The following is a 25982-nucleotide window of genomic DNA, read 5'->3' on the forward strand; positions in this document are numbered from 1 at the left end:
CAGGGTAACTGGAAATCTCATCGTCTTCATGGTCTTAATTTCGGGGGGAAGGTCATCGGCTATCAATTATTCGAGATCATACTAGATGAGAACCGCACCCCGGCCATCGGCCGGGGCCTCCTGTGCTTTGACAAACACGGGGTATGAGATAACGCAACCACTCACAGGTGAAATTGCGAGCGCAGCGAGTAATTTTGTCCTTGTGTAGCGGCCTGTTAGCTTCTTCATCTATCCGCGCCTTAGTTAACGACACTGATATCCGCTTTCGAAAATAACTCCTTTTGAAGCAGTTCCTCTTTTGCCGCAACCGCGTTGTTTGTATAGAAGAGAATCCGGAGGTTTTCTTCAGCCCTCGAAAAGCAAACATAGGCTAGCTTTTTGCTTCTCCGGAATTGACTTTCTTTTGGCTCGCCAGACGTTCCAGGGGTTAGAAGCTTTGAGAAGCTGTAATTATTCCAAGCAGCCTCTACGTCATCAAATACAACCAGCACATCAGAGTATTCTTCACCCTTCACGCCATGCTGCGTGCTGTATGCAGTGTTCTCTTGAATGAAGTCAGAGTACGCTCCAAGCTCTGTTGTTTTCATGGCAAAGAATTCGTCGCAAAGCCAGTCACCCTTCTCAAGCCCATAGGCTTCTTCTTCATACTCTTCAGTTCTAGGATTTCTGTCTAAATGCTCGGCAAGGCGTCCGGGGAGCCTTATGAGCTCTTGTTCTCGGCAATATTCGTATATATCTCTCAACCTACCGTTAGACCAAACCGCATCAAGGTTCGCCACTACATGCTTAGATAGTTCCACCATTTCTTTCAATGACCGATTTCGGTTCTTCCCTCGAACATCGAAGGCCGGGCCAATAGTCCTTAACAGGTCGACAACAAGGCGCTGATCTCCATTCCGGTAGGCTTCGACGAGAGGCCAAACGGCGGTCACTACCGGCTTAAGCAGAAAGTGCTCTCCCGACTCATAGTCTTCTTGAGCAGCTGCAGATGCATATTTTCCAGTAAACAAGGCATTGAGACATGCAAACCCTAAGCGCCGAGCGATCATCTGACGCGCCAAGAAAAGCCGAATGACGTCATTTCGCCCTTGCCAGCCCCAAGCTTCGACTGCTTGATCCATGCGCTGCAAAGCGCGATCGATCTGGGTTTCGGTGTAGCGCCTTCTAGGAGCTTCTGGGTTTTCCGCTTCAATGAGTGTTATTTTTACACTCCCTTGCCGCCCCTTGTTATCTCCTGCAGGATACTGCGTCACATCTTTTCGAAATGCATTTAAAAAGGTAATAACACTTTCCGAGCAACGGAAGTTCTCGGTCTTCTCGATAGTTTCTCCACCGGCAGGAGGCTTAAAATCACCAGCTCGTTTTTCGTAAATCTGCTGCCATGGATCTCCAAAGTAACCCACGACTGGAAGCCCATCATCTTCAGTGACAGCATTGAATGCTTCCACAACAACCGGAAATGTATCCTGGGCTTCATCAACGAAAATGAAAGGATACCGAAATCCGAACGCCTTGCGAAAAACTGCTTTGCCCTTCAGTAAGCAGCCTGCAATCTCGATGACGTCGTCATGACTCAGTCTGCCCTCTAGGTAGTTGCTATACACCGCATCGCCGTATCGGAACGCAACCACCTCATCTAGTTTTTCTAGTTCCTCACTGAGTTTTGCTACTTTTTCCCTGGCTTTAAGCGCCGTCTTGCTATTGCCGCCATTATCTTTCTCAGCTGCCTTAGCTATGAGCTGCGGTATGCGTGATTCGCGTAGCGCATTTCGGATATCCTTGGTAAAGGTTTTTATCTCGCCCCACAGGAAGCTGTGAAGTGTTGAGACAACAAAGAGATCGTCGAAACCTAAACGCGTTGAAATAACCGCCACGGCGCGCTTGGTGTATGTAATGCAGGCGACCCGCTGCCCATTTTCTCGAAGTGCAACACCATAGTTGTCACGAACTAGATTAAGTGCATCAATGAGCGATGAAGTCTTCCCAGATCCCGCCCCTGCGATTACGGCGAAGCTTCGCTGCTCATTAAGACATGCAGCCACTTTCTCATCTGCTTCAGTCTGAATCCGTTCCGACATATCAATTACTCGCTAAAGGCTGCTCTTGCTCTACTTTGGCTAGGCGCTGCTCAAGCCAATGCAGCCCCTCATCAATATATCCAGGTGTTAGCCAGTCCACCTCCGAAGCCAACACATCCAGCGCAAAATCAGTTTTCTTGAAGCTTGATGACTTCACTCTCTCGAAGATAGCCTGATAGGATCCTTCCAAATCATCTGGCACATCTATCCCCACGTCCAATGCACTGCCACGCAGCAAAGCGAAATTATCGTACGCAAACGCTTCCTCTATCGTTCGCGGTATCATTGTGAGTGTCTGACCATTTTCCTCGACGTTGATTCCTACTTGGAACGCCACACATCGGTCTTTCATCTCGTCCCGTTTTTGATCTTCGCTGAGGGCTAGTAGTTCCTCCACGGTGTTGACGCCGAAGAACTCTTTCAAAGAAGCATTGGAGGTTAGCGCACTAGGATCATCGCCTCGACACACTGGATGCCTTCCTTCTGGGCCGACGGAATCTAGATCGGTGATAACTAGGTGCGGAATATTGAGGAAACTGAGTAGTCCCTCAAAGCGGTGCGCGTATGCCCCGCCAACCTCTAGGATCGAAAGGTACTTGGTACGTAGCGTAGGTGCTGACTTCTCAACCATTTTGGCAAGCAGTAGCTTTTCTACGGTTCCCTCCACCAAGATTGCCGCATCTGCAAAAAACAAGTCGCAGTGTGACAACTTCAGGTAGCGAAGAAGGAACCGCTTCGCTTCCTCAGAATCGACCTGTCCTCCCTCAAACTTTACCGGACCCGGATCAAAACCACGAAGACTATGCACTCTTGATGCATTAAATGTCCTCACGGCCTGACGGTCTTCACCCTCAAGCTCGCAACGCTCGAAGTAGCGAACCTTTGCAAAATCCACCGCGTCCAAGATATGGGAGGAATGGGTAGATACCACGAACTGCGGCACGAGTTCGGCTTGCTCTGCAGCACATGCAGTATTAGATATAATTTCCCATATATTTTCAATGAACGTCTGCTGAACCTGCGCATGCAGATGAACTTCTGGCTCCTCAATGAAGATCAATTGACAGAGCGGCCGATTCTGTTCGGTTCGCATCCACTGCAAATGGAAATGGCTAATCTGAATCGCCATGTATATAAGGTTCTTGAAGCCCAGCCCGTTATATGACTCCGGCAATTCATGCTGACGGGCTTCATCTATATATATCAGGTCAGTATTACCTTGAAGCGCCTCTTCAGGGCTCAGTGAAGAAACGATTTTGAGAACTCGATCATTGATGGAAGGCACACCAAGCCCCTTGATAACTTCCATCAGGCCACTAAAGTGCGTCTCATAATGGTCGGTGAGTTTCTGGTTATTCTCATCGATCACCTGGTAGGCTGTTTCTTTGGCTTCAGCCTGCTCCAAGTTTTTCTTGTAGAAGGCAGAGAACGCAGTTGATAGGCGGTTGCTTCTGCTAGCTTCATCATCATTTACACTCCGTTGAGCATCGACGAAATCCACCCTCAGCAAGTCCCTGAGCAAGGATTTTCCATCTTTGCTGTCTAGCAGGGTCTCTACGAGTTCTTGGCCCCGGTCATCAAGCGAGTAGTATGAGATTCCGTAGTGTTGCTTCAAGTTTGTATCAATACCCAGAAACTGGGAAAGAGTCCGGGTTCGTTTTCCTTCGTCTTCTGATACTGGGTATGCTGCGGAATACTCCGTGCGCATTTTTTCCGGATCACTCGGCTGGTACTTCAGCCGGATACCAACCTTATCGAGCGCATCCGACAGCTCTGGTAGCAGCGTAAACGCTCGCCCAAACGAGATGTGATTAGGATCAATCGAAAACCAAAGATCCAGCTCAATTGTTGGTAGACCTTCCGCGTCGCCGCCTTCACCAAACGCGTCAAGAGCAGGAACTTTCGAAACCGATAGGTCATGCACCTTGAAGTCTTTCCCTCCAAGAAAACAGCGGAATGCGGCTGTTGCCGACGTCTTTCCGCTGTTATTCGGGCCGACGAAAACAGTTTCATCATCCTCGAATCCGATAGTCACCTGTTCTAAACGACGGAAATTTTTGATTGCGATGCTTGTGATTTTCATAACGTCCTTATTCGATTCACCAGTTTGTCAAACTCTTTAAAGCTAACAATTTATTCACCGACGTTCGTCGTATATCCCCCGACGTACATTCCGGCGCCGTTCCGATGAGGCGCGCGGCAAGGCTCCGCTTATCAATGCCTTACATCTGCCACCGACTTCCCGATCGGTGACCTTTGCGAAAAGTGACGTTTATCTCTCTATCTTATATCTCGCACGCCTAATGTGTAGGTCATTAGACATGTCATACTTTCCAATTGATGGGCCACCCATAACCTGGAAGGGCAGTAATTTTTCATTTTCCACCACAACGACTTATTTTCTTAAGTTCTTCTCTATTTGCACTTGGCAAAGCGCTGTCTGAGCTTGAAGTTTATGCGCGAAGGCCTTTTCTTTCCCATAGGCGTAACCGACCGCGCCACCAATAATTCCGCCGACAGCCGCAAAAACAAGCTGACCAGTTGCGAGCCCAGCGAATCCGAGCAATATAACCCCGAGCGCAGTGTAAGACCGAGTTACACTATTAGCTTTGGCATACAACCTATCAGCGAACTCTTGTATGATATCTGGGTTATATATTGTTTTCATGGCGCCCCCTTTTTTAAATTTTTATTTTTAGTTATCTATTCGGGAAATTTCTTATTAACTTATAGGTAATGCTGCTATTGTCAGCATTCAAAACTTCTATTTGCGCTCCCTTGTAGCCTATTACCCTTGACGCCGAAAGATCATACTCAACCTCGTTATTGAATGCGGGCCTAGCGGTGTTATTGCTAAACTCTCGGTATCCGATATTTATCTTGCTTCCTACGCGACCGCTGTATATCAGTGTCTGCTGAAAACTATTTTTTGTTTCCGAAACTCGCCCATGCCTCTCATAGTCAGCATCATAACAAGCACGGCCACCCAATGTAGTAATAACACATAGTTTGCTATGGCCTTGTTTCTTTATGGCCAAAGCTTCAATAGGATCCGATAGCGCACCTCTGATGACGCCGACCGCTGAAAAGAAATCCTGCTTACTATCGAACCCTACTTGTGGGTAATTATTGCTGGGGATGTCGTAAAGGAAGCCGTCAACACGCCGTTTTACATATAGTACCTGCTCTTCATATATAACGCCCTTTTCGACCATATGATCCCCAACGTATGCTGTAACCTCTTGCCCCACAGGAGGGTAATCAACGTTTTTTACGGCCATCGGTGAACCATTATATTTCACAGTCGTGCAGCCGCTCAGAAAAATGATAACCAAGAGCACAGATGCTATCTTCAATTTGAATCCCCTCCCAATTTTTTAATCACGGCAGATCAAGCTGGCACAAAATTTCCGGTTTACCCCCTCTCTCTCACACCCCAAATGAGCTCAGTGTGCTGGGCTTTATCACCAATAAAAACGTGACCGACTTCACAAGTCAACATTTGTATCCGCTTGTCGCGCAAACACAAAAAAGGGGCCACAAAAGGCCCCTTCACATAGTAACGACTAACTAACCGTTAGAGCAGCGCCATCACTCACTCCAAAGCAAATCCAACTTCTTCGCCGCCTTCACCTCATCCAGCTGGCGCGCGGGCCGGTGAACGGCGCTTCGGTGACGGTTTCCGAGTTGGTGTTCACTTCTTCCAGGATTTTGGCCATGGCGTCGACAAAGTCGTCCATGGCTTCCTTGGTTTCGGTGGGCTCGATGAGGAAGCATTCGGGCATCAGCAGCGGGAAGTAGATGGTTGGGGCGTGTTGGTTGTAGTCGAGCAGGCGTTTGGCGATATCGAGGGCGGTGACGTGTTGGTCCGTGGCCAGTTTGGCGAAGGTGTGGATGAATTCGTGGCTGGCGGCGGCTCGGGTAGGCGGCCGGCCGCCGAGGGCTTCTAGACTCTTGAGCAGGGTAGCCGGCGAGGGTGGATTACTCATCGAAGCAGCTCATCCTTTATCGCCAGCTGCCATACGACATGAGCTAAGATAGTTAGTACGTCTTAATCGGATTAAAGCTGCATGAGATATTCGGAATCAAGCGCCACATCGTCCCTCATCACTTTCTTGCAGTAATCCATAAGGTCTCCTCCCTGCCAACCCATAACCTCCTTTCCGGTGACCACGCTTCTCGACATAAGCGTTCCATCCTCTCCTTTCATCACTATCATCCCGGTAAACCTACCATTGCGCATAATACAATACAGCGCGTTAGACAGTCCTGGGGCGTCATCATACGAAAGTTTTCCCTCAGAATCTCTCGGGAACGGAAGAGCTTCTGACCAGGAAGCCATGACGTTAATTTGGCCACCATCGGCGAGCAGGATCTCATCTTGATTCACACTTATGATCTTTACTAGGAAAACTCTTCGTGATCGAAAATCCGCCTCAACTTTCATAAATCTGAATATTGACACACTCACCCCCTATTCTATTACTCTTACTTACAGCCACAATGTAGCGCTCTAGACCACGATTCTTCAGCATTATTATATTTTCGAGAATTTTAAGAAAGCAGACCGAAAAGGGAAATGTCAAACAAGAACTACTAACGAACCTAGGAGCCTCCCTATCATCAACCCGCACGACAAAATCCAATTGCCTCTCCGCCTTTACATCGTCCAGCAGGCGCAGGGCTGAGTGAACCGCCCCTGGGTGACACTGTCCCAGTCGGAGCTGGCTTCGTTGAAGATTCTTTCCACGACATGGACGAAGTCGTGCATGGCTTTTGGGGTTTCGGCAGGCTCGACAAGGAAGTGCTTGGCAGCAGCAGGAAGCATGACCGATCCGCACTGTTTCGTCTCCGCCTTAATTGAGCTCTTTAAACCGCATGTTTTTTTGTTCATTAATAGCCAAAAAGGAAGCATATGCCAGCCTAATTCCACGCCCGCTTCTAATTTCTTGGCTTAATGATCCGGGCTTAAAACGCCCTCTAGCGTAGGCATATAAATACCATTCAATTGGCCCTGAACACACTCTCCCATAAAGGAACGCCAAGTGAGCCCAAAGCCCAGTTTTTTTGGATTTAAAATTAACTGCCGTATTACTTTTCTGAACCACAATCTTAGGAAAAAGGCCAGCCTCATTCTCATAACTCGAGGCCTCAGCATACACATCGATAGCCTTCACTAAATCAGACACCAAAATACGGCTTTCGGACGGCCTTGTGTGCCTTTGAGAGCGAATCAAGAACTCTTGTGTCTCGAATTTTTGTTTAGGCAAATGAAACCAGCAGTTCTCGATCCGATATCCATCACTAAGCGATTTTCTTCTGTAATGGTCAATTATTTCCAAAACACATCTCCAGAAAATAGAGCAATTAATAATTAACGCGCTTATTTATCACTCTAAAATTCTTTTAAAGCGCACACTTTCTATCTAATTCTAATTTCATATTTGTGAACCATATTATCCCAGTACGTCCAACCCCAACCATCGACTTTGCCATCAATAAGAACAACTGGCGTGAGCTCATCGTCTGTAATGGCGTCATCACTAGCTTTGAGGTCGGTGTAATACATAAGCACCTCAACAATCCCTACCTGAGTCCTGTATAGCTCGGATCTATAAGGATTACTTATGGTGCCTGCGATCGTAGAGTAACTTTCATTCCCCATTATTTTGGTCACTTCAGACTTGTCCATTCCCGGCGACAAGCTCATTATGTTTGCCCTGTTTTCAGATCTCAGTCCAGAAAGAGATGCGCATCCAGAAAGAATAATAAACAAACCAAAAATTACGGCTTTCACCTTACCTCCCTTTTAGCAACCAAGTTATTTATAAAGCGACATTGAATATAACCGCCATTGACGTTATTAGGGCACCTACCCAATGAGAAAAAAGGCGTATCTAGCCGAATATAGCTCTAATATGAGAGAGAAAAAAGGGGCCAGAAAAGGCCCCTTTGGTAGTAACAACTAACTAACCCTTAAAACCCCACCATCACTCACCCCAAACCAAATCCAACTCCTTCGCCGCCTTCACATCGTCCAGCCGGCGCACAGGCTGGGTGAACGGCGCCTGGGTGACGGTGTCCGGGTCGGTGTTGGCTTCTTCCAGGATTTTGGCCATGGCGTCGATGAAGTCGTCCATGGCTTCCTTGGTTTCGGTTTCGGTGGGCTCGATGAGGAAGCACTCGGGGACCAGCAGCGGGAAGTAGATGGTGGGGGCGTGCTGGTTGTAGTCGAGCAGGCGCTTGGCGATGTCGAGGGCGGTGACGTGTTGGTCCTTGGCCAGTTTGGCGAAGGTGAGGATGAATTCGTGGCTGGCGCGACGGTCCGGGTAGGCGGCCTGGCAGCCGATGGCTTCGAGGCGTTTGAGCAGGTAGTTGGCGGCGAGTGTGGAGTATTCGCCGACGCGGATCATGCCTTCGCGGCCGAGGACCATGGCGTAGAAGTAGGCGCGCAGCAGGACGCCGGCGTTGCCCATGAAGGCGCTGAGGTGGCCGATGCTGGTGGGCAGGGTGTCGGTGTCGATCCAGTGGTAGTCGCCGGATTCTTCGTCCAGGCCCGCCATGGGGGTGGGCAGGTAGTCCAGCAGGCGCTGGGAGACGCCCACCGGACCGGCGCCGGGGCCGCCGCCGCCGTGGGGGGTGGCGAAGGTTTTGTGCAGGTTCATGTGGATGACGTCGAAGCCCATGTCGCCGGGGCGTACTTTGCCGAGGATGGCGTTGAGGTTGGCGCCGTCATAGTAAAGCAGGCCGCCGGCGTCGTGGACGGCTTTGGAGATGGCTTCGATTTGCCGCTCGAACACGCCGCAGGTGGACGGGTTGGTCATCATCAGGCCGGCGGTTTGAGGGCCGCAGGCTTCCTTGAGGGCTTCGAGGTCCACGTCGCCGTCTTTGCCGACAGGCACTTCGCGGACCTTGTAGCCGCACATGACGGCGGTGGCCGGGTTGGTGCCGTGGGCGGCTTCGGGGATCAGGATTTCGGTGCGGCCGTCGTCGCCGCGGGCTTCGTGGTAGGCGCGGATCATGGCGACGCCGGCGAATTCACCCTGGGCGCCGGCCATGGGGGCCAGCGAGACGCCTTTCATGCCGGTGACTTCCTTGAGGAAGTTCTGCAGCTCGTACAGGCAGGCCAGGTAGCCCTGGCTGTGGCTGGCCGGGGCAAGCGGGTGCCGGTTGAGGAAGCCGGGCAGCATGGCCGCGCGGTTGGCGCCGCGCGGGTTGTATTTCATGGTGCAGGAGCCGAGCGGGTAGAACTGCTTGTCGATGGCGAAGTTCTTGGTCGACAGGTTGGTGTAGTGGCGCACCACTTCCAGCTCGCCCACTTCCGGCAGGCCGGGTTTGTTTTTGCGGCGCAGGCTGGCGGGGATCGCGGACAGTTGGTCCTCACTCACGGGCTTGGGCGCTTGCGCGGTGGCGCTGCGGCCGGGACGGGAGTGTTGGAAGATCAGCGTGGTTTCGTTGCTCATGCCAGAACCTCCTTCAGGGCCTGCGCGAATAGATCGAGATCGCCTTCGGTGTGGACTTCGGTGCTGTTCACCAGGATGGCGTTCTTCATGCTGTAGTCCTTGGCGAGGCTGAGGCCGCCGAGGATGTCTTTTTCCGCCAGGCGGGCGAGCACGGTGTCGGCGTCCTGGGGCAGCGTGAGGGCCACTTCGTGGAACACCGGGGCGCTGAAGGCGCGCTCGACGCCGTCCAGGGCGCAGAGCTTGTCGGCCAGCTTCTGGGTGTTGGCGTGGCAGTGGCCGGCGACGCTGGCGAGGCCGTCCGGGCCCAGCAGGGACACATAGATGGTGGCGGCGGTCATGGCCAGGCCCTGGTTGGTGCAGATGTTGCTGGTGGCCTTGGAGCGGCGGATGTGCTGCTCGCGGGCTTGCAGGGTGAGGGTGAAGCCCTGCTTGCCTTCCATGTCCACGGTGCGGCCGATGATGCGGCCGGGCATCTGGCGGACGTGTTTTTTCTTGCAGGCCATGAAGCCGAAGTAGGGGCCGCCGGAGCTGAGCGGCACGCCCAGGGGCTGGCCTTCGCCGACCACGATGTCGGCGCCCTCGCCGTCCGCGCCCCATTCGCCCGGGGGCGTGAGCAGGGCCAGGGAAGTCGGGTTGACCACGGCGATGACCAGCTGGCCGTTGGCGTGGGCCCAGTCGGTGAGGGCGTCCACGTCTTCCAGGCTGCCGAAGTAGTTGGGCTGGCTGATCACCAGGGCGGCGTAGTCCTGGCCTTCGTGTTCTTTCAGGCCATCCACCAGGGTCTGGCCGGCGTCGTTGCAGAACGGCACGGACACCAGTTCCACGTCCTGGTTGCGGACGATGGCGTCGCAGGCGCCGCGGTAGCGCGGGTTGAGGGCGTCGGGCACCAGCACCTTGCGGCTTTTCGATTTGCGGTTGGCGCGCAGGCTCATGAGTACCGCTTCGGCGAGGCCGGAGGCGCCGTCGTAGACCGAGGCGTTGGAGACGTCCATGGCGGTGAGCCGGGCGATCAGGGTCTGGTATTCGTAGATTACCTGCAGGGTGCCCTGGCTGGCTTCCGCCTGATACGGCGTGTAGGCGGTGTAGTACTCGCCCCGCGTCGCGATTTCCCATACCGCCGCCGGGATGTGGTGCGCGTAGGCACCGCCGCCGATAAAGCTGAGGGCGAAGCGGTCCTGTTCGGCGCGCTCGGCCATCAGGCGGGTCACCGCCATTTCGCCGCGCCCTTCGGGCAGGGCGTCCAGGGAGTGGCCGGCTTTCAGGTGGGCGGGGATTTCATCGAAGAGCTGTTCGATGCTGTCGGCGCCGATGGCCGCCAGCATGGCTTGGACGTCGTCTTCGGTATGGGGGATGTAGGGCATGGGGGTTCCGGATGGATTAAGCGGTGATCGGAAAGGCCACGAAGCTCAACAGCGGCGGAGTTGAAAGTTAAAAGTTGAAAGGAAAACCCCGAGCCGGAGCCGCCCTTTCAACGTTTCACTTTCAACTTTCAACTCGCCCGAAGGGTGGTTATTCGCTGTCGATCTGTTCCTGGTACTGGTCGGCGGTGAGCATTTCCTTGAGCTCGCCGTCGTCGGCCATTTTGATCTTGAACAGCCAGCCGCCGGCGTAGGGGTCGTTGTTGACCAGCTCGGGTTCGTCGTCCAGGGCTTCGTTGATTTCGGTGATTTCGCCGGAGACCGGGGCGTAGATGTCGGAGGCGGCTTTCACGGATTCGACCACGCCGGCTTCGTCGCCGGCGGCGAACACCTGGCCCACGTCGGGCAGTTCCACGTAGACCAAGTCGCCCATGGCGTCCTGGGCGTGGTCGGTGATGCCCACCACGGCCACGTCGCCGTCGACGCGGACCCATTCATGGCTTTGGCGGTAACGCAGTTCGGCAGGAATCTCGCTCATTGTTTTCTCCTTTAAAGACGCTTGCGCGCCAGCACGCTTCACGCTGGCACGCCCAAAAGCATGGTGCGTGCAAGCGTGTAGCGTGCCAGCGTGTTCACACGGGTTTATATGCTCGCTGGCCTTTTTTCACAAAGGGCGGCTTGACCACTTGAGCCACCAATCGCTTATTACGAATTTCCACTTCCACGGTGCCGGTGGTGCCGGCGGGCAGGCGCGCGAAGGCGATGGCCTGGCCCAGGGTCGGCGAGAAGGTGCCGCTGGTGGTCTCGCCTTCGCCGCCGGCCGTGTGCACGGTCTGGTGGGGGCGCAGCACGCCCTTCCCTTCCAGCACCAGGCCGCGCAGCACCGGGTGGTCTTTCTGTTTTTGCGCTTCCAGGGCGGCGCGGCCGACGAAGTCCCGGTCCGGGTCGTCCAGGGCCACGGTCCAGCCCAGGTTGGCTTCCCAGGGGGTGACGCCGTCGTCCATGTCGTTGCCGTACAGGTTCAGGCCGGCTTCCAGGCGCAGGGTGTCGCGGGCGCCCAGGCCCGCCGGGCGGGCGCCGGCGTCGGTGAGCCGTTGCCACAGTGCCGGCGCTTTTTCGCCGGGCAGGATGATCTCGGCACCGTCCTCGCCGGTGTAGCCGGTGCGGGCGATCAGCCAGCTGCCCACCTGGGCGAAGCCGAAGAACGGCAGCTCGCCCAGGGCGGCGCGGGCGTCGTCACACACCAGGTCCTGGAGAAAGGCGCGGGCCTTGGGGCCCTGCACGGCGAGCATGGCCAGGTCCGGGCGTTCCTGGATGTCCACGGCGAAGCCGCCGGTCTGGCTTTCCATCCAGTCCAGGTCCTTGTCGCGGGTGGCGCAGTTGACCACCAAGCGCGCCTGGTCAGCGGCGATCTTGTAGACGATCAGGTCGTCCACCACGCCACCGCGTTCGTTGAGCATACAGGTGTAGAGGGCGCGGCCCTCGCCCACCTTGTCCAGGTCGTTGGCGAGCAGGCGGCGCAAGTAGGCGCGGGTGTCCTTACCGGCCACATCCACCACGGTCATGTGGGAGACGTCGAACAGGCCCACGCCCTGACGCACGGCGTGGTGTTCCTCCAGCTGGGAGCCGTAGTGGATGGGCATGTCCCAGCCACCGAAGTCCACCATCTTGGCACCGGCGGCGAGATGGGCGTCGTATAAAGGTGTGCGCTGACCCATGGGAAGGCGGGCTCCAGGTCCGTGGGCCGGGGCGGCGAGTGGGTCGCCCGGTCAGGCCCGTTGGTTGTCAGGGGTGAAGGATAACGGACCCGGCGCACGGCGCCTAGGCGGTGGCTGACCGGCCGGTCCTGTATACAAAACTGGCATAAAAAAGCCGGCCCGTAAGGGCCGGCAAGTGGACGCTGATCCGTTCAGTTTTTGATCGGGGCGGACACGTAGTTGAGGAACACGCCGTTCGCGGGGATGCCGAGGGTCATGTCCGCGGCTTTGATGACGTTGTCGATCAGGTCGATGTTCACCACCACGTCCTGCTCCTGCTGGTTGCGTTGCTCGATCTGCAAACGGCCGTCTTCCAGGAAGGTCACGTCACCCACCAGGTTCAGGCTCAGCGGGTAGCTGTACAGGTCGTGGCTGAGCTGGAGACCGGCGGCGCTGGGCCGCAGGTACGGGGCGGACAGGTAGATGTCCAGGTTGGTCTCGAAGACCGGCCCGTCCGGGGTCTCGCGGATCCAGCCGGTGACCGGCTCGGTGCGGCCGTTACCCCGGTCCTCGTAGCGAATGCGCATGATCTGCGGGCCGGTGGCGATGATCTGGTCGATGGGGAACAGCACCAGCAGCAAGCGGGCGTAGACATCCACGGAGGAGGTCTTGAGCAGGGTCGGGTAGATGTTCACCCGCACCGCGTCTTCCTGGGCGTCATAGCCCACCACTTCCACGTCCAGGTCGGCGGTTATGTAGATGAACTTGTCGCTGGGACAGGCCGGGCCGTCGTAGTCGCAGCCCACCCGGGCGTCCAGCAACAGGCCGCCGGTGTCCTTGACGAACAGTTCGGTGCTGTTGGGCGGTGCCGGAAACTCACCGGAGCCGGCCGGTTGTTCCTGGGGCTGGGGTTCCTGGTCCTGGTGCACGAAGTCGGCGTTGGTGTCGTAGGCCGGCAGGTTGCGCAGTTCCTGGAACACATTGTCGTTGGCGGCGGCGCCGGTGAAGTAGAGCTCCAGGTTGGGGCCGCCCTGGCCGTCTTCCGGCGCTTCCAGCACGGCGGTCTGCAGGGGGCCGTTGTCCACCGTGCAGAGGGCTTCGCCGCTGGTGCAGTCGTCCACGCTGAAGTCCTGGTTTTCGGACATCAGCACATAGCGGTAGGTGGCGCCGTCTTCCCAGGGCTGATCCGGGGTGAAGGTGACCTTGCGGCCGCGATACTCCAGCTCGCCGGGGACGGTGTCCAGGCAGGCGTACTGGGTGCGGCTGTTGCCGTCCACGGTGCCCTGGGGCGCCTGGCCGGGCTCGGCGATTTTCTCCACCCGGAAGCTGCCGGTGTCGCAGGTTTCGCCGACCTGGATGCTCTCTTCCAGCATGGTCTGGGAGAACTGCACCACGATGGAGCGGCGGCCGGGCATGGGCATCACCGGCAGGTGGTCGTCGTCGCTTTCGCCGCCCCGGCAAATCCCGTGGTCGCCGGCGGCGATGTCCCAGGTGGTTTTGTCCGCCGCGCAGGGAAAGCCCGGATAGGTGGTGGTGGCGATGGCCGGGTGCCCGCTGCCGATATACTCGGGCATGGTGAAGGTGCGGGTGAACGGCTGCGCCGCGTTACCGGCGGTGTCGGTGATGCCGTCGGTGACACCGATCTCATAGGTGGTGTTGTAGGCCAGCGGTTGTTCCGGCTTGATGACGATGGACACGCCGTCCAGGTAGTAATCGAACGGCACCGCCGCGCCGTCGGCGGTCAGCGTCAGGTCGGCGCCCGGCGCCACCGACATGGGGTCCAGCGGTTCGTCGAAAGTCAGGATGATGGGGTCGCCGGGGCGCTGCTTGCCGACCTCGCCGCCGGGCATCCAGGTGGCGATTTGCGGCGCGTCCAGGTTACGCGGTTGCTCCGGCGCGCTTTCCTGATCCGGGTAGGACTCCATATGGAAGCTGAGCATGCCGTAGGCGTTTTCCACGCCCAGCACGCGGGGCTCGACCATGCCCACGGCGTCCACCACCAGGCTGCCTTTTTCCAGGTCGGTGACGGCGTAGCCCACCAGTTCCACCTGCAGCAGGTTCTGGTTGAAGGCGCCGTTGGCTTTCTGGGTCTCGGTGTCGAAGGCCACGTCCATGGTCAGGCGCAGTTGCTTGGGCGCGCCGGCGTCATCGGAGTAGGGGTTGGGCAGCAGATAGCCGTTGGCGTCGGACAGGAAGGTCACGGTGACCTCGCCGGAGTCGAAGCCCGCCGGCACCGCGCCGCCGATGTTCACTTCCAGCGGGTCGCCGCTGAGCAGGGAACCGCGCGGGATGCGCAGCGGGGTCTTGTCCGGGAAGTTGGGCGCGAAGGCCAGCTCGGCGAACACATTGCCCTGCTGTTTGGAGGCGGTGTTGTCGCCCAGCAGTTTGGCGATCAGCGGCACGCAGTTGATGGCCTCGCCGGTGATCGGCGAGGTGCGCACGCCGTCGTCCAGGCAGCCCAGCTGCGTGTCCGCCGGGTCGGCCCGCTGGGCCAGCGTGGAGCGCGGCGAGGTGTCCCGGGGCATGAATTCCCGGGTGTAGGCGGGCAGCGCCTCGCCTCGGATGTTGCGCACCTGGTTCGTCAGCGTCAGGGTCAGGGTGGCGCCGGCCTCCACCGGTTCCACCGGGTCCTCGCCGCCGTCGCTTTGCGGGCGCGGGTCGAGGGTGATGTAGCGGCCTTCCGCCAACAGGGTGGCGGGGATCACCTCACCGTTCTGGGTCAGGGAAATGGTCTGGCCGTAGACCAGGGAGTCCGGGTCCACCGGCTGGGAGAGCCGCACGTTCACCGAGGAAAAGTCCAGGAAGGGCACCTCGGCGTCGTCCGGGTTGACGCTCACCACCTCGAAGCTGTCCTCGCTGCTGCGCAGCTCGAACGGGCCCTGCAGGGCCGGGCGGGTGGTGAAGTGGAGCGCGTCGCCGGGCAGCGAGGGTTCGCCGTTCTCGGTGCGGATATCGTTCAGGGTCAGCGTGTAGTCGCTTTTCACCGCCAGGGCGTCGTTGGGGGTGAGCACCGCGCTGAGGCCGCCGTCCACCTGCTTGACGGTGAACGGCACCGGGCCGTCCGGGCCTTCCAGGGTGAAGTTGCCGGCGTCCACCTCCACCGGTTCGGAGAAGCGCACGATCACCGGCGCCCGCGGCGCCACGTCCCGTTGCCCTTCATAGGGGTACGTATAGAACACCTCGGCTTCCACCCAGGTGCTGAAGTCCACGGTCTGTTCGCTGCCGCCACCGCCGCCGCAGGCGGCCAGGGCCAGGGCGGCGCCGGCCAGCAATAAAGTACGCAGTTTCATGGTCCGCCTCCTCAGAACTTGAGCGTCACGGCGCCGGTGATGACATTCACGTCACCGTCCGCTTCCACGGTTTCGTAGGGCTGGGGATAGCTGGGCGAGCGGGTGTCGTAGAGATCGAAGGTGCGCGGGTCCAGCTTCTGGTACTGGTAGGCGATGTCGAAGCGCACCGGGAAGGAGAAGAAGCGGGTGCGTTCATACTTGGCGGTCAGGCCCAGACCGAAGATCCACTTGTCGGTGTCCAGGTAGTTCACGTTCAGGGAGGCGTTGGATTTCAGCGGCGATTCGCTGTAGGCCACGCCGCCGGTGACGGCGAAGTTCTGGTTGAGCTGGTATTCGGCGCCGATGCGCGGAATCACCACGTCCTGGAATTCCAGGATGCCCACCCCGTCGTCGTTGCTCACCGCCTGGTCCTTGATGGTGTCGCCGTCGAACTCGTCTTCCAGGTCGGACCACTGCTGCAGTTCCAGGCTGGCGCCCAGGCGCAGCCGGTCGGTGCGGTAGAGCAGGCCGGCGGAGTAGATGTTGGGCTGGTAGGAATCCAGGGTGGTCACCGCCAGGGACAGGCCGGGCTCGTCGATGACGCCGGGGATCACGGTGTTGGCGTCCACGGTGGTGTTGGTGTTGGAGTAGCCACGGAACGCGAAGGCGGTTTCAAAGCCGTCCAGCCAGCAGTTGCCGTCCGGGCAGAAGGTTTCCCCCAGGTCCATGGTGACGCTGAGGGTGGGCCGGATTTCCGGCTTGGCGGAGACGTCCAGCTTCTCGTAGCGGGTTTCGCCGGCCAGGTTGGTGTAGGCGCTCAGTTCCGCCTCGGACTGCAGCGTGATGCGCGCGGAGGCGCCCACGTCGATGCCGCGCCACAGCTGGGTGGCGCCGCCCAGGCTCAGGAACAGGGGCTGGCGGCCGTATTCGAAGTACTGGCCGGTGCGCGAGGTTTCCGATTCGAAGGCGAGCATTTCCTCGCCGTACTTTTCGATGCCGATCATCACGCCCAGGTAGAGCGGATGGTTGAAGCGGGTCAGGTTGGAGAGGTTGGACTTGAGGCCGATCAGGGTGTGCTGGGAGGGCGAATCCTGCAGCACGTCGCCACGCCGGATCGGCGCCGCCGGCCCCCCCAGGCTGTTCACGCGCAGTTCGTGTTCGGCGTGCAGCAGGCCCACGGTGAGCTCGCCGCGCGGGTCCTTGGCCAGGTAGGCCGGGTTGTAATAAACCGAGGACACCTTGGTGTTGAACATGGACAGGGCTTGAGCGGAGGCCACATCGGTGGGCAACACCCCGTAGGTGGTGCCGATGTTGCCCATGCTGGCGAAAGCGGTGCTGCCGGTTCCCATGACAAGCGCCAGGGCCAGGCCCCGGGCGATCTTGTTGTTTTTCATGTGCGACTTCTCCGAGTGGGCCGTTTGAGCGCAACGGCACTTTATTATCGAATTCGCCCGGTACAGGCGTTCACATTCAGGCGGCGCAGTATGCGCTACCGAAATTGCACGAAACACTGTGTTACGCCACATTTCGTGCACTTTTGTTAACCAATTCCGGTAGACAAACCTTTTTACTGATTCTGCTTTTATACGTTAATAATTAAGTATCGTTTTCGGCACGCCGGTCCTATCTACCCCCAGCGGAAAGCCCGCCGGACGCGGCCTGCAAGGGCTCCGGCCCAGTCTCCTGCGGCTCGCCGACCTTCACTTGATTGTGAAGAACCGTCACCCTTCGTTAAACATAAAGATTGTAAAAATACAGTGAAGAAAGGAACCGGCCGTCTGTTGTCAAGCGCTTCCGCGAGGACAAGCGTTAACCAACGAAACCACGCACACGGTGCCGGGCCCGGCCTCAGCTATGAACCCGACGTCATAAGACTTTCGGATAGTTTCCGGGCACAACGCTTTTCTCCTCAAGAGCCGGTTCGGTATAACGCTTGGGTAACGTCACTTCCCGTAATAGGATCCGCACTTCATAACCGCGGCCAATAAAAGCAAGAAGCACCCAATAAGAAGAGAGGAAGGTTTATGGACGGCATTACCGACGGCGCCCGCTCCTCGGGCTCCAATCCGGGCATCCTGTCCCGCGAGCGCACCATCGCGGGCCCCCACTTCAACCGCTGGCTGGTGCCCACCGCGGCGCTGGCCATCCACCTGTGTATCGGCATGGCCTACGGCTTCTCGGTGTTCTGGCTGCCGATGAGCAATGAGATCGCCAACCCGCCGGCCAGCTGCGGCGACATCGGCCTGATGCAGGCCCTGTTCACCACCACCTGCAACTGGTCCGTATCCCACGTGACCTATGTGTTCGGCATCTTCATCGCCATGCTGGGCGTATCGGCGGCCATCTGGGGCGCCTGGCTGGAGCACGCCGGGCCCCGCAAGGCCGGGTTCATCGCCGCCCTGTGCTGGGGCGGCGGCATGATCGTCGGCGGCATCGGCGTGATGATGCATCAGCTGTGGCTGGTGTATCTGGGCGCCGGGGTGCTGGGCGGCGTGGGCCAGGGCCTGGGCTACATCACCCCGGTATCGACCCTGATCAAGTGGTTCCCGGACCGGCGCGGCATGGCCACCGGCTTCGCGATCATGGGCTACGGCGGCGGCGCCATGATCGGCGCGCCGCTGGCGGTGGCGCTGATGAGCCACTTCTCCGCCGACGGCGGCACCGGCGTGGCGCGCACTCTGATCACCATGGGCGTGATCTATGCCATCGTGATGAGCTGCGGCGCGTTCGGGTTCCGGGTGCCGCCCAACGGCTGGAAGCCGCGCGGCTGGCAGCCCAAGGAAGAAAACGGCAGCGCCATGATCACCGCCGGCCACGTGCACCTGAACCGGGCCTGGAAGACCCGGCAGTTCTGGCTGATCTGGGCGGTGCTGTTCCTCAACGTGACCGCCGGCATCGCGGTGATTTCCATGGCCAGCCCCATGCTGCAGGAAGTGTTCGGCGGCATCCTGGTGGGCGTGGATGACCCCAACGCCACTCTCACCGAGGCGCAGCTGGCGGCGGTGGCCGCGGCGGCGGCGGGCCTGGTGGGGCTGATCAGTCTGTTCAACAGCCTGGGCCGGCTGTTCTGGGCGTCGCTGTCCGACAAGATCGGCCGCAAGAACACCTACTACTGCTTCTTCGTGATCGGCATCGTGGTCTACAGCCTGCTGCCCACCTGGGGCCACCTGGGCATGGCCGGGCTGTTCGTGATTTCCATCTGCGTGATTCTGAGCATGTACGGCGGCGGCTTCGCCACCGTGCCCGCCTACCTGGCGGACATCTTCGGCACCCAGATGGTGGGCGCCATCCACGGCCGCCTGCTCACCGCCTGGAGCGCCGCCGGTCTGGTCGGGCCGCTGATCATCGGCGCCCTGCGCGACGCCCAGCTGTCCGCCGGCATCGACCAGGCCCTGGTCTACGACCGCACCCTCTACATCATGGCCGGGCTGCTGTTCGTGGGGCTGATCTGCAACGCCCTGGTGCGGCCGGTGCACGAAAACCACCACATGAGCGAAGAGGAAGTGGCCCGCGAGCGGGCTCTGCAGCACGACAGCGGCGTGGCCGCCAACGCCGACACCGCCGCGCGCGGCCGCTTTGGTCTGGGTGGCGTGCTGTGCTGGCTGGGCGTGGGCGTGCCCTTCCTGATCGGCCTGTACATCGCCATCGCCAAGGCGGCGGCGTTGTTCTGAGCCGGGCCCGGGCCGGGCGGCCGCTCAGGAGGCCCGGTCGCTGGCCAGCAACTGGGCGAAGGTGCACACCTCGCCGCAGCGGTCCGGTGCGTAGCCGGGCAGCCGCTCGATTTCGGCGAGAAACTCCGGCGCCCGCATCAGGGCCAGCAGCTGCTTCATGTTGCCCTGGTCCAGGGAGTCCTTATGGCAAACCAGCAGATAGTGCTCGGTGGCCAGGTCGATGAAGTCGAGCCCGAACTGGCGCGCCGCCGCTTCCACGCCGAAGCCGGCGTCGGCCATGCCGGCGGCCACGTAGGCGGCCACCGCGGTGTGGGTGAACTCCTCCTGGTCGGCGCCCTGGATGCGCCCGGCGTCGATGCCCTCCTCCTCCAGCAGCAGATTGAACAGGATGCGCGTGCCGGCGTGCCGGTCCCGGTTGATAAAGCGCACGTCCGGGCGCGTCAGGTCCGCCAGCCCGCGTACCCGGGCCCGGGTCTCGGCGCGCAGGATCAGGCCCTGCTCGCGGGTGACGAAGCGGATCACCCGCAGGTCGTTCAGATTCATCCGCTCCCGGTACAGCGCCATCACCCGGTCCGCCAGGCGCGGACTGGCGGGAAAGTGGAAGCTGGCCAGATCGGACTCACCCCGGGCCAGGATGCTCAGGGCGTTGCCCGGATTGGTGTACTGCAGATCCAGCTCCACCCAGTCGGAGAATTCCGGCAGCAGCGCCACCGCGTAGCCGTGGCTGGCGTGCAGACGCAGCACCGGGTGCTCGCCGGCCAGCAACTGCTGCAGCTGGGTATTCAGCTCCGAGGCCATGCTGTCGATCTGCGGCCCGAGCCGCGCCTTGAGCCGCTGCTCGGACCACAGCAGCGCCTCGCCCAGGGGCGACAGGGTGGTGCCGTGGCCCTTGCGCATGTCCACCAGGGGCGCGCCGAAGAAGTCGGCGCCACGGTTCAGCAGGTTCCAGGCGTGCCGGTAGGAGATGCCGGCCTCCGCCGAGGCGGCGGTGAGCTTGCCGGCGTCGCGGATGCCCTTGAGCAGTCGGAAGATCACCGGATCGAACAGTTCACCCTCTTCACTGCGGAACACCCAGGCCGGGGCGATGTGGAGTTTCTTCTTGATGGTCATCGTTTAGGCATTGCCCTTCATATTCATATGGGTATTGGGCGGTGATACCTTTCCCGGAAACGCGGTAAACAGGCTGTGCAAGCCGGTTGACCGACAAAACAATTAGGATTGGTTATTCATATGTATAAGCACAATAACCAGGGTGGGCAGGCGCTGTCCACCGCGCTTTCACCGGCGCAGCAGGCGATTCAGGACGAGGTGGACGCCCTCAAGCACAAGCCCGGCGCCATGCTGCCGATCCTGCATGCGATCCAGGACCGGTTCGGCTACATCCCCGACGAGGCGGTGCCGATCATCGCCGAGACCCTGCGCCACACCCGCGCCGAAGTGCACGGCATCATCAGCTTCTACCACCACTTCCGCACCCGGCCGGCGGGCCGTCATGTGGTGCAGATCTGCCGCGCCGAGGCCTGCCAGGCGGTGGGCGGCAGGCAGCTGGAGCAGCACGCCAAGAGCGCCCTGGGCGTGGACTACCACGGCACCACCCTGGACCGGCAGTTCACCCTGGAGCCGGTCTATTGCCTGGGCAACTGCGCCTGCGGGCCGTCCATCCGGGTGGGCGACGAGATTCACGGGCGGGTCGATCCGGCGCGCTTCGATGCCCTGGTGGACGACCTGTCCGCCACCGTGGTGGAGGTGAAGTGATGAGCGTGACCGTTTATGTGCCCGCCGACACCACCGCCCGCGCCCTGGGCGCCGACCGGGTGGCCGATGCCCTGCGCCAGGCCGCCGCCGAGCGGGGCCTGGACCTGACGCTGATCCGCAACGGCTCCCGGGGTCTGTTCTGGCTGGAGCCGCTGGTGGAAGTGGCCACGCCGGAAGGCCGCGTGGCCTACGGCCCGGTGACGCCCGAGGCGGTGCCGGCGCTGGTGGAAGCCGGCCTGTTCGACGGCGGCCAGGACCACGATCTGGCCCTGGGCCTTACCGAGGACATCCCCTACCTGAAGAACCAGCAGCGTCTGACTTTCTCGCGCATCGGCATCACCGACCCGCTGTCCCTGGACGACTACACCGGGCTGCGCGGCTTCGAGGGTCTCAGGAAGGCGCTCACCCTGGACGGTCAGGGCATCATCGACGAGGTCAAAGCCTCCGGCCTGCGCGGCCGGGGCGGCGCCGCCTTCCCCACCGCCATCAAATGGCAGACGGTGCACGACGAACCGCCGGGCCAGAAGTACATCGTCTGCAACGCGGACGAGGGCGACTCCGGTACCTTCGCCGACCGGCTGGTGATGGAGTGCGACCCGTACATGCTGATCGAGGGCATGACCATCGCCGGCCTGGCGGTGGGCGCCACCCAGGGCTACATCTATCTCCGCTCGGAGTACCCGCTGGCGCAGAAAATCTTCAATGAAGCCCTGGCGCGCGCCTACCAGGCGGGCTATCTGGGCGAGGACATTCTCGGCAGCGGTAAGCACTTCGATCTGGAAGTGCGGCTGGGCGCCGGCGCCTACATCTGCGGCGAGGAAACCTCCCTGCTGGACAGCCTGGAAGGCAAGCGCGGCCAGGTGCGCGCCAAGCCGCCGCTGCCCGCCATTCAGGGCCTGTTCGGCCGGCCCACGGTGGTCAACAACGTGCTGTCCCTGGCGGCGGTGCCGTTCATCCTCGACCAGGGCGGCCAGGCCTACGCCGATTACGGCCTGGGCCGCTCCCGGGGCACCCTGGCCATTCAACTGGCCGGCAACGTGAAGCGCGGCGGCCTGGTGGAACTGGCGTTCGGCACCACCCTGCGGGCGCTGATGGAGGACTTCGGCGGCGGCACCCTGAGTGGCCGGCCACTGAAGGCGGTGCAGGTGGGCGGCCCCCTGGGCGCCTACCTGCCCGAGAGCCAGTGGGACAGCCCCATGGATTATGAAGCCTTCGCCGCCTTCGGTGGCGTGGTGGGCCACGGTGGCGTGGTGATGTTCGACGACAGCGTGGACATGGGCGAGCAGGCCCGCTTCGCCATGGAATTCTGCACCGTGGAGTCCTGCGGCAAGTGCACGCCCTGCCGCATCGGCTCGGTGCGCGGCGTGGAGGTGATCGACCGCATCCGCGCCGGTGAAAACCAGGACGCCAATCTCGAACTGCTTTCCGAGCTCTGCGACACCATGGTGGACGGTTCCCTGTGCGCCATGGGCGGCATGACGCCGTTCCCGGTACAGAGCGTACTCAAACATTTCCCGGACGACCTGACCCGATCCCGTGGAGGTTCGCCATGCTGAATTATTACGATCCCCGGAAGGACGCCTTTTCCCGTGACCTGGGCACCCCCGCCCGGCTCTCCGAACAACAGGTGGCGCTGACCATCGACGGCCTGGAGATCAGCGTGCCGGAAGGCACCTCGGTGATGCGCGCCGCCGCCCTGGCCGGCATCACCATCCCCAAGCTGTGCGCCACGGATAACCTGGAAGCGTTCGGCTCCTGCCGCCTGTGCGCGGTGCAGATCGAGGGCCGGCGCGGTTACCCGGCGTCCTGCACCACGCCGGTGGCGGAAGGCATGGCGGTGACCACCCAGAACGGCAAGCTGGCCAAGCTGCGCCGCAACATCATGGAGCTGTACATCTCCGACCACCCGCTGGACTGCCTGACCTGCCCGGCCAACGGTGACTGCGAGCTGCAGGACATGGCCGGCGCGGTGGGCCTGCGCGAGGTGCGCTACGGCTTCGAAGGCGCCAACCATCTGGACGCGCCCACCGACGACTCCAACCCCTATTTCAGCTTCGACGCCAGCAAGTGCATCGTCTGCTCGCGCTGCGTACGCGCCTGCGAGGAAGTACAAGGCACCTTCGCCCTGACCATCGACGGCCGCGGCTTCGACTCCAAGGTGGCCGCCGGGCAGGACGAGGACTTCATGGACTCCGAGTGCGTGTCCTGCGGCGCCTGCGTGCAGGCCTGCCCCACCTCCACGCTGATGGAGAAAAGCGTCATCGACCAGGGCGTGCCGGAGCACAGCGTGGTCACCACCTGCGCCTACTGCGGCGTGGGCTGCTCGTTCAAGGCGGAGATGAAAGGCGACCAGTTGGTGCGCATGGTGCCCTACAAGGGCGGCGACGCGAACCACGGCCACTCCTGCGTGAAAGGCCGCTTCGCGTTCGGCTACGCCACCCACAAGGACCGCATCAAGACACCGATGATCCGCGACTCCATCGACGAGCCGTGGCGGGAAGTGTCCTGGGAGGAAGCGATCCAATTCTCCGCCCGGCGCCTCAAGGAGATCCAGGCCAGGTACGGCCGGGAAAGCATCGGCGGCATCACCTCCTCGCGCTGCACCAACGAGGAAACCTACCTGGTGCAGAAGCTGATCCGCGCCGCCTTCGGCAACAACAACACCGACACCTGCGCACGAGTGTGCCATTCGCCCACCGGCTTCGGCCTGAAAACCACCCTGGGCGAATCCGCCGGCACCCAGACCTTCGATTCGGTGATGAAGGCGGACACCATTCTGGTGATTGGCGCCAACCCCACCGACGCGCACCCGGTGTTCGGCTCGCAGATGCGCCGCCGGCTGCGCCAGGGCGCCACCCTGATCGTCGCCGACCCGCGCCGCATCGACCTGCTGAAAACACCCCATGGCGGGCGCATGCTGCACCTGCCGCTGCGCCCGGGCACCAACGTGGCGCTGATCAATTCCCTGGCCCACGTGGTGGTGTCCGAGGGGCTGGAAGACCAGGCCTTTATCGACGCGCGCTGCGAATCCGGCGCCTACCAGGCCTGGCGCGCGTTCATTCTGGAAGAGCGCAACTCGCCGGAGGCCCTGGAAGCGGTCACCGGCGTGCCCGCCGATAAAGTCCGCGAGGCCGCCCGCGCCTACGCCGAGGTGCACAACGGCGCCATCTACTACGGCCTGGGCGTCACCGAGCACAGCCAGGGTTCCACCATGGTGATGGGCATCGCCAACCTGGCCATGGCCACCGGCAACATCGGCCGCGAAGGCGTGGGCGTGAACCCGCTGCGTGGCCAGAACAACGTGCAGGGCTCCTGCGACATGGGCTCCTTCCCCCACGAACTGCCCGGCTACCAGCACGTGGCCGACCCGGCGGTGCGCGACCGCTTCGAAGCGGTGTGGAAAGTGAAGATCGACGACGAGCCGGGCCTGCGCATTCCCAACATGTTCGACTCGGCCATCGCCGGCACCTTCAAGGCGCTGTACGTGCAGGGCGAGGACATCGCCCAGTCCGACCCCAACACCCAGCATGTACAGGCGGCGCTGACCAGCCTGGACTGCCTGATCGTGCAGGACATCTTCCTCAACGAAACCGCCAAGTACGCCCATGTGCTACTGCCGGGCTCCACCTTCCTGGAGAAGAACGGCACCTTCACCAACGCGGAACGGCGCATCAACCGGGTGCGCAAGGTGATGCCGCCGGTGGCCGGCAAGGAAGACTGGGAAGTGACCCAGGACCTGGCCAACGCCCTGGGCTACCCGATGAACTACTCGCACCCGTCCGAGATCATGGACGAGATCGCCCTGCTCACCCCCACCTTCACCGGCGTCAGCTACGCCAAGCTGGAAGAGCACGGCAGCATCCAGTGGCCCTGTAACGAGAGCCACCCGGACGGCACCCCCACCATGCACGAGGTGGACTTCCCCATCGGCAAGGGCCACTTCGCGGTCACCGAGTACGTGCCCACCGAGGAACGCACCACCCGGCGCTTCCCGCTGCTGCTCACCACCGGCCGCATTCTCAGCCAGTACAACGTGGGCGCGCAGACCCGGCGCACCGCCAACAGCCAGTGGCACGACGAGGACGTGCTGGAGATCCATCCCAGCGACGCCGAGCTGCGCGGCATTCGCGACGGCGACTGGCTGGGCGTGTCCAGCCGCGTGGGCCACACCGTGCTGCGCTGCCGCATCAGCGACCGCATGCAGCCCGGCGTGGTCTACACCACCTTCCACCATCCCGGCAGCGGCGCCAACGTGATCACCACGGACAGCTCCGACTGGGCCACCAACTGCCCCGAGTACAAGGTCACGGCGGTGCAGGTGGAGAAGGTGTCCCAGCCGTCCCAATGGCAGCAACACTTCCAGGACTTCGACCGTCGCCAGAAGGACTACCTGGAAAACGCCGGGGCCGACGCCACCGTCAACGAACCGGCGCCGATGGGTAAGTGAGGACACAGCGATGAGCGGACAGGGTCTCGAGCAACTGGTGAAGATGGTCAATCAGATCAGCGCCAATATGCACGGCGCCACCGACGAACAGGCCGCCGAGAAGGTGGCCACGCACCTGCAGAAGTTCTGGGCGCGCAGCATGAAGGCGCAGATCCTCGCCTATGCGGACGACGGCGGCGAGGACCTGACGCCGATTTCGCGGCAAGCGGTGGAGAAGCTGAGGGAAGTGCGCGCCGCCGGGTGA

Annotated in this window: 21 protein-coding genes; 5 read left to right on the forward strand and 16 right to left on the reverse strand. The window is 60.5% G+C overall.

The features are described from left to right. Positions 1–239: 239 nt before the first annotated feature. The 15 genes from IM760_RS16545 to IM760_RS16615 all read right to left on the reverse strand — a co-directional run bounded on the left by IM760_RS16545 (position 240) and on the right by IM760_RS16615 (position 17259). Positions 240–2078: a UvrD-helicase domain-containing protein gene (locus IM760_RS16545; RefSeq protein ID WP_204431361.1), complete on the reverse strand. Its 1839-nt coding sequence runs from the start codon at positions 2076–2078 to the stop codon at positions 240–242. Between the two features lies 1 nt (position 2079). Continuing rightward, positions 2080–4161: an ATP-dependent nuclease gene (locus tag IM760_RS16550; RefSeq protein WP_204431362.1), complete on the reverse strand. Its 2082-nt coding sequence runs from the start codon at positions 4159–4161 to the stop codon at positions 2080–2082. 312 nt (positions 4162–4473) lie between these two features. Further along, positions 4474–4746, reverse strand: coding sequence for a hypothetical protein (locus IM760_RS16555; RefSeq protein ID WP_138773873.1), 273 nt, complete (start codon positions 4744–4746; stop codon positions 4474–4476). Between the two features lie 31 nt (positions 4747–4777). Continuing rightward, entirely contained in the window at positions 4778–5419 is a 642-nt protein-coding gene (locus IM760_RS16560) for a hypothetical protein (RefSeq protein WP_204431363.1), read from the reverse strand. A gap of 288 nt (positions 5420–5707) precedes the next feature. Then, entirely contained in the window at positions 5708–6067 is a 360-nt protein-coding gene (locus tag IM760_RS16565) for a hypothetical protein (protein ID WP_239549940.1), read from the reverse strand. Between the two features lie 71 nt (positions 6068–6138). Continuing rightward, positions 6139–6543: a hypothetical protein gene (locus tag IM760_RS16570; RefSeq protein WP_204431364.1), complete on the reverse strand. Its 405-nt coding sequence runs from the start codon at positions 6541–6543 to the stop codon at positions 6139–6141. A gap of 195 nt (positions 6544–6738) precedes the next feature. After that, positions 6739–6906: a hypothetical protein gene (locus tag IM760_RS16575; RefSeq protein WP_204431365.1), complete on the reverse strand. Its 168-nt coding sequence runs from the start codon at positions 6904–6906 to the stop codon at positions 6739–6741. Positions 6907–6934: 28 nt separating this feature from the next. Beyond that, positions 6935–7420 (reverse strand): hypothetical protein, encoded by a 486-nt coding sequence (locus tag IM760_RS16580; RefSeq protein ID WP_204431366.1) that lies wholly within the window; start codon positions 7418–7420, stop codon positions 6935–6937. 80 nt (positions 7421–7500) lie between these two features. After that, positions 7501–7875 (reverse strand): DUF3192 domain-containing protein, encoded by a 375-nt coding sequence (locus tag IM760_RS16585; RefSeq protein WP_204431367.1) that lies wholly within the window; start codon positions 7873–7875, stop codon positions 7501–7503. Positions 7876–8068: 193 nt separating this feature from the next. Then, positions 8069–9541: an aminomethyl-transferring glycine dehydrogenase subunit GcvPB gene (gene gcvPB / locus IM760_RS16590; protein ID WP_204431368.1), complete on the reverse strand. Its 1473-nt coding sequence runs from the start codon at positions 9539–9541 to the stop codon at positions 8069–8071. Further along, a complete protein-coding gene (gene gcvPA, locus IM760_RS16595) occupies positions 9538–10902 on the reverse strand; it encodes an aminomethyl-transferring glycine dehydrogenase subunit GcvPA (RefSeq protein ID WP_204431369.1) in 1365 nt (454 codons plus the stop codon). Before gcvPA ends, gcvPB begins: the two co-directional genes overlap by 4 nt. A gap of 148 nt (positions 10903–11050) precedes the next feature. Next, entirely contained in the window at positions 11051–11437 is a 387-nt protein-coding gene (gcvH, locus tag IM760_RS16600; RefSeq protein ID WP_204431370.1) for a glycine cleavage system protein GcvH, read from the reverse strand. A 94-nt stretch (positions 11438–11531) separates the two neighbouring features. Next, positions 11532–12617, reverse strand: coding sequence for a glycine cleavage system aminomethyltransferase GcvT (gcvT, locus tag IM760_RS16605; RefSeq protein ID WP_204431371.1), 1086 nt, complete (start codon positions 12615–12617; stop codon positions 11532–11534). Positions 12618–12808: 191 nt separating this feature from the next. Next, entirely contained in the window at positions 12809–15886 is a 3078-nt protein-coding gene (locus IM760_RS16610) for an Ig-like domain-containing domain (protein WP_204431372.1), read from the reverse strand. A gap of 11 nt (positions 15887–15897) precedes the next feature. Continuing rightward, the gene (locus IM760_RS16615) at positions 15898–17259 is read right to left on the reverse strand and encodes an outer membrane protein transport protein (RefSeq protein ID WP_204431373.1); all 1362 of its coding nucleotides are present in this window, start codon (positions 17257–17259) and stop codon (positions 15898–15900) included. A gap of 630 nt (positions 17260–17889) precedes the next feature. On the opposite strand from IM760_RS16615, the gene IM760_RS16620 reads away from it, so the two are divergent. After that, complete coding sequence (locus IM760_RS16620) at positions 17890–19536, forward strand: L-lactate MFS transporter (protein WP_204431374.1); 1647 nt, start codon at positions 17890–17892, stop codon at positions 19534–19536. A 24-nt stretch (positions 19537–19560) separates the two neighbouring features. On the opposite strand, the gene IM760_RS16625 is transcribed toward IM760_RS16620, so the two are convergent. After that, positions 19561–20646, reverse strand: coding sequence for a substrate-binding domain-containing protein (locus IM760_RS16625; protein WP_204431375.1), 1086 nt, complete (start codon positions 20644–20646; stop codon positions 19561–19563). Positions 20647–20766: 120 nt separating this feature from the next. Here IM760_RS16625 and IM760_RS16630 point away from each other — a divergent pair, with 120 nt between their 5' ends. From IM760_RS16630 to IM760_RS16645, 4 genes are read left to right on the forward strand one after another with little or no spacing between them, the layout of a single operon-like run. Next, complete coding sequence (locus tag IM760_RS16630) at positions 20767–21291, forward strand: formate dehydrogenase subunit gamma (RefSeq protein ID WP_204431376.1); 525 nt, start codon at positions 20767–20769, stop codon at positions 21289–21291. Then, entirely contained in the window at positions 21291–22847 is a 1557-nt protein-coding gene (locus IM760_RS16635; protein ID WP_204431377.1) for a formate dehydrogenase beta subunit, read from the forward strand. The genes IM760_RS16630 and IM760_RS16635 overlap by 1 nt, the downstream gene beginning before the upstream one ends. Beyond that, the gene (gene fdhF, locus IM760_RS16640) at positions 22841–25738 is read left to right on the forward strand and encodes a formate dehydrogenase subunit alpha (RefSeq protein WP_204431378.1); all 2898 of its coding nucleotides are present in this window, start codon (positions 22841–22843) and stop codon (positions 25736–25738) included. The genes IM760_RS16635 and fdhF overlap by 7 nt, the downstream gene beginning before the upstream one ends. A 10-nt stretch (positions 25739–25748) precedes the next feature. Further along, positions 25749–25982: a formate dehydrogenase subunit delta gene (locus IM760_RS16645; protein WP_204431379.1), complete on the forward strand. Its 234-nt coding sequence runs from the start codon at positions 25749–25751 to the stop codon at positions 25980–25982.

The organism is Alloalcanivorax marinus, from assembly GCF_016906305.1.
Lineage (GTDB): Bacteria > Pseudomonadota > Gammaproteobacteria > Pseudomonadales > Alcanivoracaceae > Alloalcanivorax > Alloalcanivorax marinus.

Excerpts from the sequence above, each read along its gene's own strand:
- IM760_RS16630 (WP_204431376.1), top strand. The coding sequence starts at position 20,767 with ATGTATAAGCACAATAACCAGGGTGGGCAGGCGCTGTCCACCGCGCTT.
- gcvH (WP_204431370.1), bottom strand. The coding sequence starts at position 11,437 with ATGAGCGAGATTCCTGCCGAACTGCGTTACCGCCAAAGCCATGAATGG.
- IM760_RS16615 (WP_204431373.1), bottom strand. The coding sequence starts at position 17,259 with ATGAAAAACAACAAGATCGCCCGGGGCCTGGCCCTGGCGCTTGTCATG.
- gcvPB (WP_204431368.1), bottom strand. The coding sequence starts at position 9,541 with ATGAGCAACGAAACCACGCTGATCTTCCAACACTCCCGTCCCGGCCGC.
- IM760_RS16545 (WP_204431361.1), bottom strand. The coding sequence starts at position 2,078 with ATGTCGGAACGGATTCAGACTGAAGCAGATGAGAAAGTGGCTGCATGT.
- gcvT (WP_204431371.1), bottom strand. The coding sequence starts at position 12,617 with ATGGGTCAGCGCACACCTTTATACGACGCCCATCTCGCCGCCGGTGCC.
- IM760_RS16645 (WP_204431379.1), top strand. The coding sequence starts at position 25,749 with ATGAGCGGACAGGGTCTCGAGCAACTGGTGAAGATGGTCAATCAGATC.
- IM760_RS16575 (WP_204431365.1), bottom strand. The coding sequence starts at position 6,906 with ATGCTTCCTGCTGCTGCCAAGCACTTCCTTGTCGAGCCTGCCGAAACC.
- IM760_RS16610 (WP_204431372.1), bottom strand. The coding sequence starts at position 15,886 with ATGAAACTGCGTACTTTATTGCTGGCCGGCGCCGCCCTGGCCCTGGCC.
- IM760_RS16565 (WP_239549940.1), bottom strand. The coding sequence starts at position 6,067 with ATGAGTAATCCACCCTCGCCGGCTACCCTGCTCAAGAGTCTAGAAGCC.
- IM760_RS16620 (WP_204431374.1), top strand. The coding sequence starts at position 17,890 with ATGGACGGCATTACCGACGGCGCCCGCTCCTCGGGCTCCAATCCGGGC.
- IM760_RS16555 (WP_138773873.1), bottom strand. The coding sequence starts at position 4,746 with ATGAAAACAATATATAACCCAGATATCATACAAGAGTTCGCTGATAGG.
- IM760_RS16635 (WP_204431377.1), top strand. The coding sequence starts at position 21,291 with ATGAGCGTGACCGTTTATGTGCCCGCCGACACCACCGCCCGCGCCCTG.
- IM760_RS16550 (WP_204431362.1), bottom strand. The coding sequence starts at position 4,161 with ATGAAAATCACAAGCATCGCAATCAAAAATTTCCGTCGTTTAGAACAG.
- fdhF (WP_204431378.1), top strand. The coding sequence starts at position 22,841 with ATGCTGAATTATTACGATCCCCGGAAGGACGCCTTTTCCCGTGACCTG.
- IM760_RS16625 (WP_204431375.1), bottom strand. The coding sequence starts at position 20,646 with ATGACCATCAAGAAGAAACTCCACATCGCCCCGGCCTGGGTGTTCCGC.
- gcvPA (WP_204431369.1), bottom strand. The coding sequence starts at position 10,902 with ATGCCCTACATCCCCCATACCGAAGACGACGTCCAAGCCATGCTGGCG.